17 protein-coding genes are annotated in these 18391 nt (G+C 58.6%); 5 read left to right on the top strand and 12 right to left on the bottom strand.

All coding sequences use genetic code 11. The annotated features are described in order from the left end of the window. Positions 1 to 92 precede the first annotated feature (92 nt). Both WCA85_RS14215 and WCA85_RS14210 read left to right on the top strand, forming a co-directional pair. Entirely contained in the window at positions 93 to 938 is an 846-nt protein-coding gene (locus WCA85_RS14215) for a TauD/TfdA dioxygenase family protein (RefSeq protein ID WP_424064846.1), read from the top strand. Positions 939 to 1208: 270 nt separating this feature from the next. Further along, positions 1209 to 2033 carry a GntR family transcriptional regulator gene (locus WCA85_RS14210; protein WP_424064844.1) on the top strand — a complete coding sequence of 275 codons (825 nt, stop codon included), beginning with the start codon at positions 1209 to 1211 and terminating at the stop codon, positions 2031 to 2033. A gap of 461 nt (positions 2034 to 2494) precedes the next feature. Here WCA85_RS14210 and WCA85_RS14205 read toward each other — a convergent pair whose 3' ends face one another. Further along, positions 2495 to 2788, bottom strand: a complete 294-nt coding sequence (locus WCA85_RS14205; RefSeq protein WP_424064842.1) for a hypothetical protein — start codon at positions 2786 to 2788, stop codon at positions 2495 to 2497. Positions 2789 to 2852: 64 nt separating this feature from the next. Here WCA85_RS14205 and WCA85_RS14200 point away from each other — a divergent pair, with 64 nt between their 5' ends. Next, complete coding sequence (locus WCA85_RS14200; protein WP_424064840.1) at positions 2853 to 4148, top strand: MFS transporter; 1296 nt, start codon at positions 2853 to 2855, stop codon at positions 4146 to 4148. A 188-nt stretch (positions 4149 to 4336) separates the two neighbouring features. Here the strand turns inward: WCA85_RS14200 and lhgO are convergent, their stop codons facing one another. After that, positions 4337 to 5617 carry an L-2-hydroxyglutarate oxidase gene (gene lhgO, locus WCA85_RS14195; RefSeq protein ID WP_424064839.1) on the bottom strand — a complete coding sequence of 427 codons (1281 nt, stop codon included), beginning with the start codon at positions 5615 to 5617 and terminating at the stop codon, positions 4337 to 4339. Continuing rightward, entirely contained in the window at positions 5614 to 6549 is a 936-nt protein-coding gene (gene glaH, locus WCA85_RS14190; protein ID WP_424064837.1) for a glutarate dioxygenase GlaH, read from the bottom strand. The genes lhgO and glaH overlap by 4 nt, the downstream gene beginning before the upstream one ends. 100 nt (positions 6550 to 6649) lie before the next feature. Between glaH and WCA85_RS14185 the strand changes: the two genes are divergently transcribed. Beyond that, a complete protein-coding gene (locus WCA85_RS14185; protein ID WP_424064836.1) occupies positions 6650 to 7579 on the top strand; it encodes a LysR substrate-binding domain-containing protein in 930 nt (309 codons plus the stop codon). Between the two features lie 209 nt (positions 7580 to 7788). Here the strand turns inward: WCA85_RS14185 and WCA85_RS14180 are convergent, their stop codons facing one another. The 4 genes from WCA85_RS14180 to WCA85_RS14165 are packed head-to-tail and all read right to left on the bottom strand — an operon-like array spanning position 7789 to position 10653. Continuing rightward, positions 7789 to 8541: a GGDEF domain-containing protein gene (locus WCA85_RS14180; RefSeq protein ID WP_424064877.1), complete on the bottom strand. Its 753-nt coding sequence runs from the start codon at positions 8539 to 8541 to the stop codon at positions 7789 to 7791. 11 nt (positions 8542 to 8552) lie between these two features. Continuing rightward, complete coding sequence (locus WCA85_RS14175) at positions 8553 to 8939, bottom strand: DUF1987 domain-containing protein (protein ID WP_424064834.1); 387 nt, start codon at positions 8937 to 8939, stop codon at positions 8553 to 8555. 20 nt (positions 8940 to 8959) lie between these two features. Next, positions 8960 to 9523 (bottom strand): SiaB family protein kinase, encoded by a 564-nt coding sequence (locus WCA85_RS14170; protein ID WP_424064875.1) that lies wholly within the window; start codon positions 9521 to 9523, stop codon positions 8960 to 8962. A 14-nt stretch (positions 9524 to 9537) separates the two neighbouring features. Next, entirely contained in the window at positions 9538 to 10653 is a 1116-nt protein-coding gene (locus tag WCA85_RS14165) for a SpoIIE family protein phosphatase (RefSeq protein ID WP_424064873.1), read from the bottom strand. Positions 10654 to 11311: 658 nt separating this feature from the next. On the opposite strand from WCA85_RS14165, the gene ppk2 reads away from it, so the two are divergent. Then, complete coding sequence (gene ppk2 / locus WCA85_RS14160) at positions 11312 to 12232, top strand: polyphosphate kinase 2 (RefSeq protein WP_424064832.1); 921 nt, start codon at positions 11312 to 11314, stop codon at positions 12230 to 12232. A 200-nt stretch (positions 12233 to 12432) separates the two neighbouring features. On the opposite strand, the gene WCA85_RS14155 is transcribed toward ppk2, so the two are convergent. The 5 genes from WCA85_RS14155 to WCA85_RS14135 form a co-directional block, all read right to left on the bottom strand. After that, positions 12433 to 13665: a transporter substrate-binding domain-containing protein gene (locus tag WCA85_RS14155; RefSeq protein WP_424064830.1), complete on the bottom strand. Its 1233-nt coding sequence runs from the start codon at positions 13663 to 13665 to the stop codon at positions 12433 to 12435. Positions 13666 to 13733: 68 nt separating this feature from the next. Further along, a complete protein-coding gene (locus WCA85_RS14150; RefSeq protein ID WP_424064828.1) occupies positions 13734 to 15146 on the bottom strand; it encodes a DUF2252 domain-containing protein in 1413 nt (470 codons plus the stop codon). Between the two features lie 47 nt (positions 15147 to 15193). Then, a complete protein-coding gene (locus WCA85_RS14145) occupies positions 15194 to 15571 on the bottom strand; it encodes a response regulator transcription factor (RefSeq protein ID WP_424064826.1) in 378 nt (125 codons plus the stop codon). A 97-nt stretch (positions 15572 to 15668) separates the two neighbouring features. Beyond that, the gene (locus WCA85_RS14140; protein WP_424064825.1) at positions 15669 to 16292 is read right to left on the bottom strand and encodes a response regulator transcription factor; all 624 of its coding nucleotides are present in this window, start codon (positions 16290 to 16292) and stop codon (positions 15669 to 15671) included. Continuing rightward, complete coding sequence (locus WCA85_RS14135; RefSeq protein ID WP_424064823.1) at positions 16289 to 18271, bottom strand: sensor histidine kinase; 1983 nt, start codon at positions 18269 to 18271, stop codon at positions 16289 to 16291. Before WCA85_RS14135 ends, WCA85_RS14140 begins: the two co-directional genes overlap by 4 nt. Positions 18272 to 18391: the final 120 nt, after the last annotated feature.

The raw sequence follows: 18391 nt of genomic DNA, 5'->3' as shown, positions 1-18391 counted from the left end.
TCAAGGTTTCGCGGGCTGCGGCGCCACTCAGCGCGCAGAGGCTGCCGTGAAGGCTTGGTGAAATGCCCATCCAATACCAGGAGATATCGCTCATGATTAAAGTGGAAAGACTGACCGCATGCATCGGTGCCGAGGTGTCCGGTGTGAGCTTAGGGGACGCGTCTCGAGATGCATCGCTGTTCACCGAAATCAAGGGTCTGTTGCTTAAGCACCGAGTCCTCTTTTTTCGAGATCAGGATATCTCTCGAGAAGAGCATGTCGCCTTTGCGCGCCGTTTCGGCAAATTAGAAGATCATCCCGTTGCAGGAAGCGACCCTGAACACCCGGGGCTCGTCCAGATCTATCGATCGGAAGAAAAAAATCCCTACGAGAACAACTATCACAGCGATGGGCTTTGGCGGCCGAACCCGTCTATGGGCGCCGTGCTGCGCTGCGTCGACTGTCCAGAAGTTGGGGGTGACACCATCTGGGTCAACATGGTCGAGGCTTACAAGCAACTACCAGAAGACATCAAGAAGCGCATCGACGGATTGAGAGCAAAAAGCAGCATTGAGCACTCGTTTGGTGCAGCAATGGATCCGGAGGAGCGAAGAAAACTGGCGGCGCAGAATCCCCAGGTGGAGCACCCTGTCGTGCGGACGCACCCAGAAACTGGCGAAAAGATTCTATTCGTCAGCAGCTTCACGACGCATTTCGTCAACTACCATACAGTTGAAAATGTGCGTTACGGTTTGGACAAGACGCCTGGCGCGAGCCTTCTGCTGAATTATCTGCAGAGCCAGGCATCGATCCCAGAGTATCAGGTTCGTTTCCGGTGGAAACCGAACAGTATTGCAGTGTGGGACAACCGGCCAACGCAGCACTATGCGGTGATGGATTATTGGCCAGCGCCCCGCAAGATGGAGCGAGCGGGAATCGAAGGCGATACGCCTTATTGAACAGTTTGCTTGTCCTCGTGAGATTTTGCTGGCCACGCGAGATGTTCGGGCTCAGCTTGCGGTCATGGCCGATCGAGGCTGGCAAACGGTGATGGTCGTTCCAGAACACCATTCCAGCGTTTGTCAGGTTGAGCGATGCTTTGGTTTTCTGGTCCGCACGGCGGCGTCGAGTTTTCACCAAATGAGGCCGGATTTTTGTCGACATTACACCGCCGGAGAATATAATGGTCAGTGGATTAAATTCGACGAAAATTGATTCCGCTATACGCCATGGCCCGAAATAAAACGCAAAATCTTCCCGATCTTTCCGCGCTTCTTACGCCAAAGAACTCACTGATGCTGGCAGTCGAGCGCGCGGTGCTGCGCGGGCAGGACTGGGCGTATGCGTCGGTGCCGATTGCCGAGCAGATCGCAGCCCGACTGGCCGGGGTCATTACGCTTGACCTGGTGAAGTCTGGGCAACGCTTGCTGGAGAGCGATATCAGCGAGGTGCTGCACGTCAGCCGGGCGCCAGTGCGCGAAGCAATGCGTATCCTGGAGCGGGACCGCCTGGTTGAGTTTCAGGCAAGACGCGGGGCGATCGTTACGGCCCCCGACGAGAATGAGCTTCGGGACATTTTCCGCGTGCGCAGCGTGCTTTACGTTACGATGTTGGAGCAGGTAGCGCGTGAAAGCCCGTGCGAACTCGAGGCGTTACTGACCGCGCATATGCCACGACTAACCAAGGCGGCCGAGGAGTCGGTAGACGCCTACGCGGTGGAAAGCTTCCTCCTGAATTTCAACACGGTCGATCTGTGCCGAAACCGGGTTCTGGTCGACGTCCTGCACTCCATCTCATTGCGAACGCTGCGGTATGTCCGGCTAGGATTTGTGGCTAAGCCTCAATCGGTTCGCGCATCCTTAAAAGTCTGGCACGCGCTGCAGAAGGCCGCGGTCAAGCGGGACAACAAGCTACTGCTTTCCCTTGCAGCCTCGCGCCTGGACGACGCCAGAGATGCTGCGGTTCGCGCGGTCGTTGCGAAACCGGCAGAGAGTCGGCGTGCACGCACCCCAAAGGCGGCGCAGTCCGAAGTAGCGGGTTCCTCTAGAGAGTGAGTCGCTCCCGGCATGCTCAGGACGGTTGAATCCTGATTGCCCGGAATTCCATCGTTTGGAGCGCCATGGCTAGGTTCCCGCTACCTGCGCCCGCGTCTAGCGTGGCCGCGAAGTCGCACGAATTGATTCGCACGATCTCTGCATAGGCACGAGTCGGCACGTCACGTCGTCGGAATCGATTTCGCTTCCCCCTCATACATCCTCTCCTCGACGCTGGTCACGCTTACCTAAGATGTGACACGGCAAACCAGCACCTCATCCATAGAGTCTCACGCCGGCATACCGGATATCCATCGGGACGCGAGGTGATCAGGCTGCGCGCGTTCCATTGGTACTGACGCCGTACCCACTTGATCCGATGTAAGGAATCCTTATCGATGATCGTGTTGTCGCGCGCTTGAACTGATGAACCGTAGCTTCACTTCGGGCTTACGCGACTTCGTAACAATTCGTCTCCGCACTCAGGTGTGACGTTTCGCGCTTGATAAATAAATAATGTCGACAAAAATAGCTATCAGTGCTATCCTCAAATCAATCTCCGTCGTCTGGAGCATTGCTGCCGGACGGAGGCTTTGGCGCGATACTTCTGTTGAAGCCTTTCCACGTGGGGGTTTATTTTGGCGAGCGCCTTCGTTCTGTATGTGCGGGCCATCGTCGAAATCCAAAGCGCGCACGGCGACCCCAAGAAAGCGTCCGGCGCTGCTGACGGCCAGCTGAAAACACATCCGGTTCTGGCGTAAGGTCTTGCTTAACACGGGTCAGACGACACCGGCCGGCACGACTCAGTATGAGTTTCGTGAATCATCGGAGGAGACAGAATTGAACCTGAATACGAGTAACGCCATGCCGGTCGAGTCGGCTGCGGCTGTCAGTGGCGCTCGAGCCTACGCCTGGGTGGTATTTGCCTTGATGTTTTGCCTGTTGCTGTCCGACTACATGTCGCGGCAGGCGCTCAATGCTTTGTTTCCCATCCTGAAAGTGCAGTGGCAGATGTCCGATACCCAGCTCGGTTCGATCAGCGGCGTTGTGCCGTTGGCGGTCGGCGTGCTGACCCTGCCGTTTTCCATAATCGCGGACCGCTGGGGACGTGTCAAAAGCATCGCATTGATGGCTGCGCTGTGGAGTGTTGCCACGCTCGGGTGCGCGATTGCCAGCAGCTACCACGAGATGTTCGTCGCGCGCATCTTCGTTGGTGTCGGCGAGGCTGCCTACGGAAGTGTCGGACTCGCGATGCTCGTAAGCATCTTTCCAAGGCATCTGCGCTCTACCATTGCCGGTGGCTTTACGTCTGCCGCTGCCTTTGGGTCCGTGCTCGGTGTTTCGTTTTCCGGCATCATTGCGACCCGGTTTGGCTGGCGTTGGTCGATGGGTCTCATGGCGATCTTTGGTTTTGTGCTGGTGATCGTTTACTTCTTCGTCGTCACGGAAAGGAGGCTCGCGCGTGCGCATCCGGACAATGCGAGCGGAACTCCGGTGTACGGGCGTGTGAAACTGACACCGCGAGCGTTTTTCTCTGGCTTGTTTCCGTCCCGTTCCGTCTTTTGTGCGTACCTCGGCAGCGCCCTGCAGATCTTCATTCAGGGCACGCTTTTCGTGTGGCTGCCCAGCTACCTGAATCGCTACTGGGGCATGCCTGTCAGCAAAGCGGCCGTCGTGGCGGCCGGCCTTGTCCTTGTCAGCGGCTTGGGCCAACTCCTGTGCGGAGTGATGACCGACCGGTTCAGCGGGGACTCGTCGCTTAAGCGGTGGAACATGGCGATTGGTTATTGCCTCGTGCTAGGCATCCTGCTCTCGATCGCGTTCCGTTTGCCACCGGGCAATCTGCAACTGGCGCTCCTTGTGCCTGCAGTGTTTTTCCTTGCCAGTTCGTTCGGCACATGCAGCGCGATCATTGCTGGGGCCACACCGCCAGCCATCCACGGCTCGGCATTTGCGACGTTGACGCTATTCAACAATATATTGGGCCTCGCAGCGGGTCCCTTTTTCACCGGTGTGATAGCAGACGCGGTAGGTCTTCAAGGCGCGCTGCGCTGGCTTCCGCTCGCGGCAGTTTTGCCCTTCACGGTTTACCTCATTGGCAGGTGGCTTCACATCGCAGAAGCGCGGCGCAGTTGAGTGTGCTGCCGGTATTGCGAACATCTTCGACTTTAAGGGTGCGTATTGCGCTCGGCCTGCTGTGCAAGTCTGTTCCAGTGCATCGGGTCGTTGAAATGATAGAGCCCGGCAAGCTGGTGGACTAGCCGGGCTCTTTGTGAACTGGACGTTGACCGGTTTTCGTGGACAACTTTCACCGGGCCGTGTGCTTACCCGCTCGCCAGATCGTGAATCTGGTGTGGCGAGCGTGGGCGCGAACGTGGAGCAGGATCGAAACGCTTGTCAAACGCTTCGACGAGATAGGCGCCGATCGGCAGCGCGGAGGTAGCCGCCGGAGAAGGCGCGTTGCACACGTGCAGGCTTCTTTGCGACGAGCGGATCAGGAAGTCATGCACCATGGTGCCGTCCGCCATCACGGCCTGCGCGCGTACGCCGGACGGGTAAGGCTCAAGGTCGGACAGCGCAAGTTCGGGACAATAGCGGCGACACAGTTCGAGATAGCCCGGTTTCCACAGCGAGTTCCACATCTCGTTGAGCCCAGATGCTCCATGCTTTCCGAGCATCTTCCAGAATCCCGGGAAAGCGGCCATGCCTGCGAGATCCTTCAGATTTGCATCGCGCCAACGATAGCCCTCGCGTGCAAGCGCCAGCACGGCATTTGGACCTACTGTGACATATCCTCCGATCATGCGCGTCAGGTGCACGCCAAGAAAGGGCAGAGCGGGATTCGGTACGGGATAGACCAGGTGCTTCACAATGTCGTTCTTCGTCTCCGGCAATCGGTAGTATTCGCCACGAAATGGCACGATACGAAAATCGAGGTCGACCTTGCACATTTTCGCCAGTCGATCCGCCATCAGGCCAGCGCAGACGATCGCGTGCCTTGCCCGGAAGCGGCTACTCGCCGTTTCCGCGGTAATGCCGTTTTCGTCTTCGTGCAGAGCATCCACACGCTGGTTCAGCAGAATCTGAGCACCCTGTTCCTGCGCGAGTTGGGCCATCTTCGCGGTCATGGCCGGAAAATCCGCGATACCGCTTGTTGCCACGCGGATCGCTGCGCGACCCACGACGCGCGGCTCAAGTTCTTTCAACGCTGCCTCGCCGAGCATCTGCGGTGCAAGGTGGTTCTGCTGGCAACGTGCATAGAGCACATCCAGTCTCTCGACTTCGACATCGTCGGTCGCGACGATCAGCTTGCCACATTGCTCGACGCTCACGTCATGGCGACGGGCGAACTCATAAGTCGCAGCGGCGCCTTGCCGGCAGAACTCGGCCTTAAGGCTGCCTGGCGCGTAATAAACACCGGCGTGAATCACGCCGCTGTTGTGCCCTGACTGGTGAGCCGCAAGTGAGGCCTCCTTCTCGAGCAGCAGTACACTCAGGCCTGGATATCGTTCGACCAGTTGCATGGCCGTTGAGACACCAACAATGCCACCACCGACGATAAGGACGTCAGCGTCATACCCGCGGTGATGCTGGACGGTCGTCATTTTGCGAACACTCCACGCTGGCGCATCAGTTCACGATGCAGCGCCGGATGCTTCTGGAACGGCGCCCGCCCGTGCAGCCAGAAATAGTTGTTGAGGACGACGAGGTCACCCACGGGGAGCGGTACTTCGCGCGTTGCGGACGTGGCTTCCATTGACGCCGAGAGGTCGTGCAGATAAACCGCTTCGGCTGATGAACGGGGTTGCACGAACTGGTCGATGAACGATATCGCGAGACCATACTCGCTCTGGAAGAACACCGGGCGTTCGACTTGTGCGTCGATGTTCTTCGAACCAGGCGCCTTGTAGAGGAACGGTCGCGTGCCGAGTGGATCGTCGAGGAAAGTGGCGCGCTCGCTCCAATCATCGATATGCATGAAGCGCGACTCGCCGCCGACTGCGTTCTCTTCGGCGAACTTCATCATGAGCAGCCATTCGGTCGGTTCGTCGACAAAGGTGCCGTCTGTGTGCAGCGTGAACAGGCGGTATGCCTGACGCAGATAAGAGTCGCTGTCGTCCGTGTCCTTCACAAGGAAGCGGGCGTAGTACGTGCCTGACATAGCATCGTGATTCGCCGGTCCGAGCAGGTACCCGACTGCCGTTCCAAACAGGACGAAACAGCGATGATCGACAGTCGAATCCTGGACGCCCAGCGTGAAACCTCCAGTGGACCGGTCCCGTACGAGCTGCCGAAGTGCGGACGCGAAACCGCCGCCGACTGCGCGCTCGAGTGCGTCTGCGACCATAAAGCGCATGAACGGTACATATTCGAGGTTCTGCAGATCAATGTCTTTGACAGAAGCGAAGAATTTTTGCAACGCGTCACCCTGCACCGTGACATGACGCAGACGTTCGTGATGGGGGTGACTCGCGATCGAGAACTTCAGTGGCGTATCGACCGACGCCACCTTCGGCAACACTGTGACGGAGTTCATGGAGATGTCCTTGGGGAAGAGAGTATGGCTATTTGACTCCTTATCGCAGATTCGTTAAACACGTATAAACTGCATTTTTATTCGTGAATTGAGATTAAAGATGATCGATAGCCGGCAGCTCAACCTATTCGTTGCATTGGCCGAAGACCTGCACTTCGCTCGCTCAGCCGACCGGCTCGGAATCGCCCCCTCGGTGCTCAGTCAGCAGATCAAGAGACTCGAGTCCGATCTTGGCGTACGGTTGCTCAACCGCAACAAACGCGCAGCCATCACGCTAACCGATGCAGGCAACCTTTTTCTGGTTGAGGCCAAGGTCGCACTGCGGCAGATCGAACGCGCCGATCGCATCGGGCGTCTCGCGGCGAGAGGGGAAGCGGGTCACGTTGCGCTCGGCTATATCGGCTCGGCCGTTGCGACCGGGCTGCTGCCCGATACCCTCAAGGTGTTCAGGGTGGCGAGCCCAGACGTCCGCATGCACATTTTGGCGATGGAAACACCGACGCAACTGGAGCGCCTGGCGGATGGCGCCATCGACGTCGGCTTTATGCGGCCCCGCGCACACTATCCCGACGGGGTCACAGCCAAGGTCGTTCAGAGCGAACCCCTGCTGATAGCTCTGCCGGCAGATAGCTCACTTGCGCGCGTGAAAGCCGTGAAGGCGTCCCAGTTACGCGGGATGTCATTCATTGCGCCGCAGTTTAATGAGGCGGCTGGTTTCGCGGAAGATCTCGCCAGACTCGGCCGCGTCGGTGGGTTCGATGCGCAACCGGAGTATCGGGTCAACGATTTCATTACCGCGGTCAGCATGGCTTCGGCGGGCTATGGCGTAGCGCTCGTGCCTCAATCCATCCGCGAGTTCGCCCAACCTGGCGTGGTGTTCAAACCTGTAAGCGACTTCAAAGATCAGGTCGAACTCGCGGTGGCGTATCGTGTGCGCGAGCATTCGCCTTGCGTGCGGGTGTTCATCGAGACAGCGATGTCATACGGCGGTGTCGCGAAGCGCCAGGGGACGTACCGCACGACGCGTTAGCGAGCCTCGGCTATCGACTGGCAGACCGTGAACCTGCGCATAGGCATGCGGGCCGTCGACGAGTGGACAGCCCCGATGCCAGAATGCCGTTTATCCTGACACCTTTCAGCACGTGACCACTTTAGTTCGCGCTGCAGCCCTCACCAATTTTTTCGACGTGGCCTGCGATCTGGGATACAAACCGCAAGAAGCTCTGCGCCGGGCGGGTTTTAGCCGTGCGCTGCTAGAGAACCCCGACCAGGTGCAGCAAACTCCACACGATTTCGCCCACCCCGTTTCGCCTTATACAAAGCTGAATCGGCAAACCCGTATGCAATGTCGAAATCGGTTCGAGCCGGGTTCGCACTCACGCCAAAACTAGCCGTGATTCGGCGATTGACGGGCGGAGCAAACACGTGATTACCGATTGAACCGCGCATTTTCTCAGCCAGTTGCAGGGCGTCATCGAGGTCATGCCCAGGCAACAGCACGGTAAATTCTTCGCCGCCTACGCGACCGATGACACCCTGGTCACCAACAATGTGCCGCAGACAATCGACAATCCCGAGGATGACTGCGTCGCCCACGGGGTGTCCGAAATCGTCATTTACTTTTTTAAAATCGTCGATATCGAGCAAGATGATCACTGCCCGGTCGACGCGCAACGCCTTGGTCGTCCTTTCGATCACCGCGCTGCGGTTCAGGACATTGGTCAGCGCATCGTGTGTCGCGCGATACTGCAACTGTTGGGTCAGTGTCTGCATCTCACGCTCGGCGCGGTCGCTGCGCCCAATAAGCCGGCGGGTCTCGCGCATCAGGCGTTCGAAGTGCCCGCTAAGCTCAGCTAACGCCAGGCGGCATTGGTGCGCGTCGGCATCGGCATTCGCATAAATGGCGCGCGCTTTCTCCAGCGCCTCACTCTCGTTCTGGAACAGGTCGGGAGTGTCGTTCGAACGTACGTCCGAAGGGGAAGTTGAGACCACCGTCGCTGTCCTTATGTCGTAACTGGGCAATCGGTGAACTCGATCGCCTTGAAATCGGCTTGCAATTCTTCGCCGAATTCAAGAATGGTTTCGTCTTCGGCGTCACGGTACCACCTGACCAGCACACGATTTCCCGATGAGGCCGCCCGATCCAACGCATCGAACACGCTGAATAGCATTTTCGTGCTCGAACTGTTGAAGTAGGTCAGGGTGACCTGAACCGTGATAACGGCATCGTTGCGACTTTCAAGGTATGCGCGAAGCCGCTCGATAATCGGCGCATAAAACGCGGCCGCATTCTCGGGATAAGACTCTCCCCTGAGAATCAACGCATTCTGATCGAACTGAAAATCGACTTCCGGCGACGTGGTCGTGGCCGCAATATAAAGATTATTCATGGCGCGTACTCGTCACTTGGTCAGATGATGGTCTTGAGGCAAAACAGCGTGGTTTCGGGTGCATCGACGCGTGGATAGAAAGCAAACTCCAGCGGAGCGCTCGCATCACGCGCCATTGTCAAAAAACCAAGCCCCGCACCCTTACTTTCCTCGGGCGTATCCGAGCGCAGTGTCAGCTTGTAGGCCTGCTTGATTTCTTCAAGCGACATGCTGCACAGCGGCTCAAGCCTCTCACGCAGACTGGCTACTGCCGTCGTCGCAATGGGATTCACGCAGAGCATGAGGTGGCGATCGCCGTCAGTGGCAATGGACACGGCGCCTTCCCGTATGGCGCCACCCGTCCCGCCGTCTTCAACGAGCGAGTCGGACGAATAGTGGATGATGTTCTGCGAGAGTTCGATAAAGGACGAAAACAGTTTTCGTCGGATTGGGGCGCTGATCCCAGCGACCTCCAGTTGCAGTTTCACGACCTCGCTCATTCCCGCGATGATGCTGTGGGAAAAGTAGCCCTTATGATAAAAAAGCAGGTTGCGCCGTTGAGCAAGTTCGAAAAACGCGGCATCCTGGTCTAAGAGTACAAACATGTTCATGGACTACCCTAAACGCGTGCAAAAAATAACGTTACGTCGTCTCGACGCACCTGCGTGGCCTGCCAGTCCGCCAACCCGCGCTGTACAGAATCGCGTATGGTGGAGAGCGATTGCGCACGGCTTTCGATAATGAGTTCGAGGGCCCGGCGCCTTCCAAAAGCAATTTTTCGCGGACCGCCAATCTGATCAATAAGCCCGTCTGTCGAGACGAACAGGAGACTGCCCGGCGTAAGCGCGACGGTGTTCAGCGCCCAGGCATAGTCCGCCAGACTGTCGACGTATCCGACGCCCATGCGTTCGCCTTGAATGCTTTCAAAGTGATCGGCATCCGGTCGCAAAACGTGCAGCGCGATGCGCGCGCCGGAAAAATATAGACGCTGCCGTTGAGCGTCGAACCAGAAGAAAGCGGCGTCGAGGCCGTCGTTCGACTGTGGCGACGCGCCTGTCCCTTGCACCTGGCCCAGCAACCCTTTGACGTTGCGGTTGACCGCTGCCAGAAGGGCGGCGGGGTCGCGCGGCCCGATGCGTTCCAGCGCCTGCGAGAGTGAAGCTGAAGCAAGCAATGTCATGAAGGCGCCAGGCACGCCATGTCCGGTACAGTCGGCGACCGCGCCAAACCATCCATCGGGAAACGAAGCGAAGTGATAGAAGTCGCCGCCGACCACATCACGGGGCTCCCATACCAACGTGGCATCCGGCAACATGGATGCGAGCGCTTCGCGCGAAGCGCGCAGCATGGCTTGCTGGATCACGCTCGCATATTCAATGCTCTGCATGATCTGACGGTTCTTCTCCGCCTGCATTTCAGCTACGGCTCCCAATAGCTGAAAGCCGCTCGCCAGGCCGACAAAGCGGCCATGCCGCGTCACGATAAATCCGTCGGACAGCGCCTTATTACCCACCTCGACCGTCTTGAACGTAAGCGCTTCGATGCTCATGTCCGCGTCGACGATGAGCGGCGCCTTGTCCATGAACGCGATACAGCTTTTCTTGTCGTAGAGCTCCCGGTGAAATGGTTTGCTCATTTGCGACAGGAAAATATCGCGGTTAATTAGTCCAATTGGGCGGTCATCTTCGACCACGGCCAGACTGACCATGTCGCGTCGCGACGAAAAAATCTCCATTGCCAGGGAGTTCGAATCGGCCGCGTCGATGACTGGAAACTCCTGACACAGATCGCTGGCGCAACGCGGGATTTCGGGTACGCCGGGGCGACGAAATTGCGCAAGCGCGGGATGCATTTCAAGAGCACCTGTTAAGCGGGAAAATCAGCACGCTAAAGGGTATTTATGACAGTTTTGTTATGTCCGATCATTAAAAAAAGCCTGCACAGAAGACAAACGCTGGAGGGGCGCGGCCAAAGTCTCGCGGCAAACGTTTTCCTCTTTGGATATCGCCGTTATTCGTAGCGGAGGACCAAAGTTCGGCGTTGCTCTGCTTTATGACTGCGCCGGCATGGCCAGCGTCGCGACGTTCATACTCCAGGACGTTGTTTGCACATTCCAACCGCTCTGGATATATCTTCGGTCTGGCGTAGGGGCGCATCCTGCGACGGGCGCGCCGCTGTTGCGCTGGGGTAGTGAGCCGAGTCGCCATTCATGCCCAAACGGGTCATGGATAGTAGCTGTACGATCGCCATAGCACTGATCCTGCAGATTTACTTCGGATAACGCAGGTAATCGGAATGCCATCTCGTGGTGCGATAATCGGTGTTGCCGACGCGGCCGGACGCGGCCGGACGCGGCGCGCGGAATCCATCCCTGGTTGCATAGGAGAATCGTGATGACAGACAAACCCCTTGACGTGGAGGCGCTCACCGAGCGTCAACGCCGTTTCCAGGAGGACCTCATCGACGCATACGATGAGGAACTTGAACTGGAAGTCGACGATCGCATCCAGGACGGCGCAGCCGGTCTGACTGAAGACGCCCGACTGTCGCGCAAGTTGTATTTCCGGGAGCTCTTCCGCCTTCAGGGCGAACTCGTGAAGTTGCAGGACTGGGTTCTGAATACCGGTTACCGGCTCGTTGTGATCTTTGAGGGACGGGATGCAGCGGGCAAAGGCGGGGTGATCAAGCGGATCACGCAACGATTGAACCCACGTGTATGCCGCGTTGCGGCGCTGCCGGCTCCGAATAGTCGCGAACGCACCCAATGGTATTTCCAGCGCTACGTGTCGCATTTGCCGGCCGGCGGTGAAATGGTGCTGTTCGATCGTAGCTGGTACAACCGTGCGGGGGTCGAGCGGGTGATGAATTTCTGCACAGATTCAGAGTACGAAGAGTTTTTTCATTCCGTGCCCGAATTCGAAAGAATGCTCGTTCGCAGCGGCATCAAGATCGTCAAATACTGGTTCTCGATCACCGACGACGAGCAGGAAATGCGCTTTCAGGCCCGCGTACAGGACCCACTGAAACAGTGGAAGCTGAGCCCAATGGATCTGGAGAGCCGTCGGCGTTGGGAAGAGTACACGCACGTCAAGGAAGTGATGCTGCAGCGCTCGAATATCCCTGAAGCGCCGTGGTGGGTCGTGCAGGCTGTCGACAAAAAACGTGCGCGACTGAACTGCATTACCCATCTGTTAGGTCAGGTTCCGTATCGCGAGGTAGAACACGCAACGGTTATCTTGCCCGAGCGCGTGCACAACCCGGAGTATCTCCGTCATCCTGTGCCTGAAACGATGATCGTTCCGGAAGTATTCTAGAAGGACCATTTCTGATCCGGCGCCGTTCGCACCGTGGGCGGCGCGACGCGCTTCAATCAATAGTCTGGGACCGTTCGCATGCGCGTTCGTGGCCGAGCAGGAGCGGATGCCGAGATCGACCCCTTCGGCGCACACGGTGCGCAATGATGCAATTAATCACAGTGCCGCGATTGGTCTGCCACAAACGATTACGCATATCCCTATTTGCCTGGCGAAAACCACTTCCCGTAGATCTGTTCGTAGGTCCCGTCTCCGTACATGGCGAGCAGCGTCTCGTTGATAGCTTTGCGTAAGGCGCTGCCGTTAGCTACCGCTATTCCGTATTTTTCCGGCCTGAAGATCGGTCCGACGACGGCAAGCGCGCCGTTGCCGCGCTTGGCGACCCAGTACTGAAGGGTCGGCGCATCATAGACGATCGCCTGCACATCACCTTGCATAAGCATCCGGATTCCGTCGGCGGCGGTGCTTACATTGACAAATGGGAGGCCGCGTTGGGTCAGGTAGTCCGCGGCGGTAGTCCCGGGCACCGTGCCGATCGATTTGCCTGGGAGGTCGTCAGGACCCTGAATGTTCGACTGGAGGCGTGCCACGGTCTGGGATGATGTGACGGTTGCCGTGAGTTGAGCAATCAGCACAACACCGATCAGCCACATTGCTGGAACGAGGATACGCTTCCATAAGCCCGGTGCATCGCGTTCGCCGTGCTCACCCGTTGCAATGATTAGCATGGTCACCCAAACACCTTCGCCCAGCGCGCGAAAATAGGGCTTCTGGAAATTCGGATCGTTCTTGCGCTCGATCAGCAGTACGAGATTGGCGAGAATAAAGACAATGGCAACCGTTACGCTCAAGAGTTGAAAAATAGCCAGCCATGGAATCGACCAGATCGTGGCCATGAATGTGCTTTCGTTCCGCCCGCGCACCATAATTTGCAAGCCCGAGTCGTAATAGGGAAGCGAGAAGTCCACGGCCTTTTCCCGTTCTGGGGTCATGGTAATCGCCGCTATTGCGACATCTGCGTCGCCGCGCTCTACAGCGGGCAGTAAGGCAGCCTGAGTCGCCACTCCATTCCATGTGAAGTCGACATGCATCCGGCGTGCTATTTCGCTCCATATATCGACACTAAACCCTTCAGGGGTTGCAGTTTGTGGCAGGACGAAGGGCGCTACCGGGGTAATGGCGACCCGCAATGTGGCTCCCGCAACGGGGGACTTGAGGGTGTTTAGTGGCACGAAGTCCGCAACTGGAATGGCCGAACCACGGCCGTTGAGCCCATTGCTCAGACCACTCTCGCTCGCACTTGCCGCTAAGGTCGCTGTTTTCGCGTTGGTTGCCAGCTCCATCGTTTCGGATGCCTGAGGAGCGGATCCAGTCATCACCGGCGATAGCGTTATAAGACTCAGCGCGACCAGCCACCTGGTGGGCATATTCATCGCGTCTCTCCCGAGGTCGATTCAGGACCATGCGGCCTAACGTCCAGATAGTTCGCCGATTAAACCCGTCAGACGCGAAAATCTGCCGCCATGTCCTCGTCGCTTCGAGCTTCCAGCTTGCCAGATCGGCATGCTCGCATGAAAGTATCGTAGTCCTTCTGGTTCTGTTCCGCGTAAGCGAACGCGTACTGGGTGAGCGCTTCCGCGAACCGGTTGCCGCTGCCGAGATAGGTCGCAATTTCGACAGCCTTACCGCTGGCCTTAGCGTGGGCGCGCGCTAGCGCCCAGCCGCAGATGCGAGCGTAACCTTGGAGAATCGTATTGCTCATGCGCTCGACTTCCGCCGAGATTTTCATGTCGCGCAACTGACGGAAATAGAACTGGCGTCCTGCCGGGCCGATGGTCCAGCCGAGAAATGAATCGCTTGCGGCCTGAAGCAGGCGCTGCCCGGTCACCACACGTTCGCCCTGATGAGTGGGTCCATCGCCCTCGAAGTAGCGGGAAATCACCGACTGGCGAGCTTCTTTGACCTGCAGGAACAGCGGCTTGCCGTGGCTGTCGACGAACAACATCACGAGGCAGAAAGTGCCGACGCTGCCGACGCCGACTACCTTGAACGCGATGTCCTGGAGTTCGAACTGTGCAAGCAGTTGACGACGTTCCGACGAAAGGGTTTGAAGGTAACTATCGAACGCGCTGGCTAGCTTGCCCTTCCACTCGTCGGTGTCCGACCATTTTTTGTCCTTGCCAAGCAGTGAGTTGGGGCCGCTGGGATGAAAGAGGGCAGGCGGAGCGTCCTGAATGAGCCAGCGGCCATCGTGCAACGCGGCCATCTTGCCCAGCATGCTTTCGTGCGTCCGGGTCGCTGCCTTTTCCATTGCCCGGTTGATCAACTGGCGTCCTTCGGCGGTTGCTGCAGCTTCGAGCATCCGCTCAAACGAGACGATCTCGTGCCAGAGTTCGAGGGTGCTGCATTCGGCGTACCGGTGCATCCGGTCGCGATACTCGTGCACCGCGGTCGAGACGATGTCCTCGACCGATGCGCGGTCGATGCCCATATGTTCGCCGGCAATCGCGAGGCTGGCGGTGAGCCGTTTGACATCCCATTCCCACGGGCCATACGCGACTTCGTCGAAATCGTTGAGATCGAAAACCAGTTGCCGCTCGGGAGTTGCGAATCCGCCGAAGTTCATGAGGTGCGCGTCGCCGCACACAGGAAACGCAATCCCGGTATTGGATGTGCCGGAAAGATCATGAGCCTGGAGGATAGCGCTGCCGCGGAAGAACGTGAAGGGCGAAACGGACATGCGGCCGTATCGCAGCGGAACGAGTGCTTCGACACGGCCTGCGCTGTTTTCCCGCAGCAACTGCACGGGATCCCGGTCGACATTGCCAATCGCGGAGTTTAGCGAGCGCGGCGCGCGCTGGCGGGCCTCACGAGCTGCAGCCTGACGCTCAGCCAGAGTCTGTATCGTTGACATCATTGCGCTCCTTTTTTCCGTTGTCATTGAGCCGGCGCATTCCCGCTTCAGGGCGGCGGCCCTCGCAACACGGCCCGTGAAATTGCGTCCAGAAAATCCTGGGCTACGAACGGCTTGGTCAGCAGTTCGCCGCCGCCGGCGCTCGTGACCGCGCTGCGTGTTGCCGGACTGTCGTGCGAGGTGATAAACACGGCCGGAGGACGTTGATTAGCGAGTTGCTCGTAAAATCGCGGACCAGATGCACCGGGCAATTGAACATCCAGCACAAGGCAGTGCGGTACGGGCGTGTTGGTGGCGGTCGCGAATGCCTCCGCGCTGTCGAACAGCAAAGTGTCGAAGCCCGACACGTGCAGCAGGCGTTGCAAGGCGCGACCCATGCTGGCGTCATCTTCGACGATCACGATCAACTGTCTGATAGGGTTCATTGTGCGCCGATGTCTCTTGCATCAAGTGTCGTGCGAGCCAACGTTCGACGCCATCGGGGCAGGGGGCAATCCAGTTGCCCCTTGGGGCAAGCGAGCTTCAGATTGGAGCTTGGGCGCGCACAATCGGTTCAGCCCGTCTCACAAGGTCTGCAAACGAATGCGCGTGGAGCTTGCGCATGAGGTCGGCCCGGCAGGATTTGATGGTTCGCTCGCTCAGGGCCAGTTCCGCAGCGATCTGCTTGTTCAGTCGGCCTGCCACAATGCCGCGTAGCACCACCCGCTCGCGCGCGTTCAGATCGACGGGGTCGGGCACGCAAGCGGCCTCATCCGCAGTTGGTTCGACGGTCCCCACCGCGAGCGCATTTTCGATTGCGGCGAACAGTGCCTGCGCATCGATCGGCTTGAGGAGAAAATCGCTCGCGCCGGCCTTGATGGCCATGACTGTTTTGGGAATATCGTGGTGCGCGCTGATGAACACAACCGGCATTGGGTTGCCCAGCCTCTTTAGCGCGCGTTGCAAGTCGAGGCCGTCCGGGCCGGGGAGTTCCAGGTCCAGCAAAAGACAGCCCTGCGCTGCGTCGGGCGCCGCAACGAGAAATTCTCCCGCGCCCGGGTAGCCTTCTACCTTGAATCCCGCATGACTCAGTAACCGCATCAATGCAGTGCGTAGGGCAGCGTCGTCGTCAACGACATGGATGACGGGTTCGGCGTGATCGCTCACGGGTGTCCTCCTTGGGTTGTGGGCCGGGCGTCAAACGCGGCCATTTCAGCACGCTTATCAAGCTCGGGCCGAGCCCGCAACACTGCACGCCCTGGCATTGAGGGAAGCCACACGGTGAACAGGCTGCCTCCGCCTTCACGGGCCGCGGCCGAAACATGCCCTCCGTGGGCCACGACGATAGTGCGGACGATGGAGAGCCCGAGTCCCATGCCGTGGGGCTTGGTCGTGTACAGCGAGTCGAACAGGCGCGCTACGGCTGCCGCGGGGATGCCGTGTCCGCGATCAGCTACGATCAGTTCATAACCCTGTCCCGCCGCCCGCGTGGAGACGGACAATATGCGGTTCGCGGGAAGTGTGTCCTCCATCGCGTCCATTGCGTTAATGGCGAGATTGAGCAATACCTGTTGTAACTGCACGCGGTCGCCCAGCACATGAGCGTCTTCCGCTACCTGATGCGACTCGATGACGATGCGCCGCCGCCGGGCTTCGAGGCCGAGCAACGACAGCGCGTCGTCGAAGGCTGAATTGAGGTCGAGCGGGTCCAACGTGGGCGTGTGCTTTTGCAGCAGCGCCCGCAGTCGCTGTACCACCTGATTCGCGCGCAGCGCATCACGGCGTATGTCGGCAAGAATGGAGTGTAGTTCGCTGACTTCAGGCTCATCTTTAAGAATTATTCCGGCAGTGTCCGCGTTGCTTAGAATGGCGCCTAGCGGCTGCCCGACTTCGTGAGCAATTGATGCACTTAGTTCACCAGCCAGCGCAAAGCGCGTCGCTCGAGCCAGTTCGGCCAATCGCAGCGCTGCCTGATCTTCGGCGATCTGGCGGTGCCGTCGTTGCCAGAGCAGAGCCGCGATGGTCAACGCCTGCAGCAGGACAACTGCGACCGCGATCAGCACGATTCCCTGATGCTCGCGCCACAGCGAAGGTGGCTCGTCGATCAGTTGACAGCCTTCGGGCAGTACCGCTGCCTGCAGCCCCAACTTCGCCAGTACGCCGACGTCCGCGACGCAGTGGGACGTGCTCCCGGATGCGGTGGCGCCTTGGCGCGGTGCCGTGCCGAGCAGAATCGACGAGGCAAGCGCGCCGGTGATGCGCCCGTTGTCCTCAAAGTTGATCACCGATCCCGCTGCCAGGCCGTGACCCAGGTAGGTCGGGTACCAGCCATAGATGGGCGCGCCTGAACTCATCGCCATGGGGGCGATGACCTCGTAGGGGAAAAATGTCCGGCCGTTGCGGTCGCGATACATCGTGGTGTAGAGCACGGCAGTATCGCGGTCGAGTGCGGCGAGGCGTTGCTGCAGTTCTGGCACGGTCAGGCCGCTCCAGACATCGACGGCCCGATGACGGTATTGGCCTGCTCGCGCCAGATCCGCAGTACGCTGCGCAAGCACGAGATCCGATTTCGCCGCGCCGGACACCACCACGAGACGTCGTGCATTCGGCTGCAGGGCCTCTGCCAATGCTAGCGTTCCATCAAGATCGACATGCACAGGCACGTACGCGAATCCGGGCGGAATATCTTTTTGCCGTGTGTCGCTTACGCTGGAGATGACAACCGGTACGTCCGGCCAGATTTCGTCGTGATAGCGCTTCGTGAAATCCAGTGCGAAGTCGCCCAATCCGACCACCACGTCGACCTGTTTATGTTCGTACTTTCTCTTCATTAGCGCGAGAAAGCTGGGCATCAATTCTGCAGTGTCGAATCGCAGATCGTCGAGTGGATCTGTGTAGAACTCCACACCATCTGGCGCGGCAGCGGCAATCGAGCTGCGTATCGCGAGAATCTGTTCCTGGGCGGCTGGTTGCGTGGGGTCTGCACCAGGAAGAATTACCACGCGCCACGTGTGTTCCGCGTAGGCGGAGGTGAAAAATACCGGCATCACCAGAAACAGAAACAGCCAGCACATCGCTCGGGCACGCGCGATTGTGCGCGGCGTCCGGCTAGTCGCAACGATCCTCGGAGTGTGCTCCTCGTTCATAGACTCTGCGAAGATTGGCGTCGCAGACACTATGACAGATCAGTTAGTAATGCGAAAGCGGCCTGTAGGGGAAAATCTGATTGAGACGAGTTATTAAATGGGGCTAAAACATTTGCATCA

Source organism: Paraburkholderia sp., from assembly GCF_049581445.1.
Classification (GTDB): domain Bacteria; phylum Pseudomonadota; class Gammaproteobacteria; order Burkholderiales; family Burkholderiaceae; genus Paraburkholderia.
The sequence above is the reverse complement of the archived record's forward strand: the minus strand, read 5'-3'. Positions and strand labels throughout refer to the sequence as shown.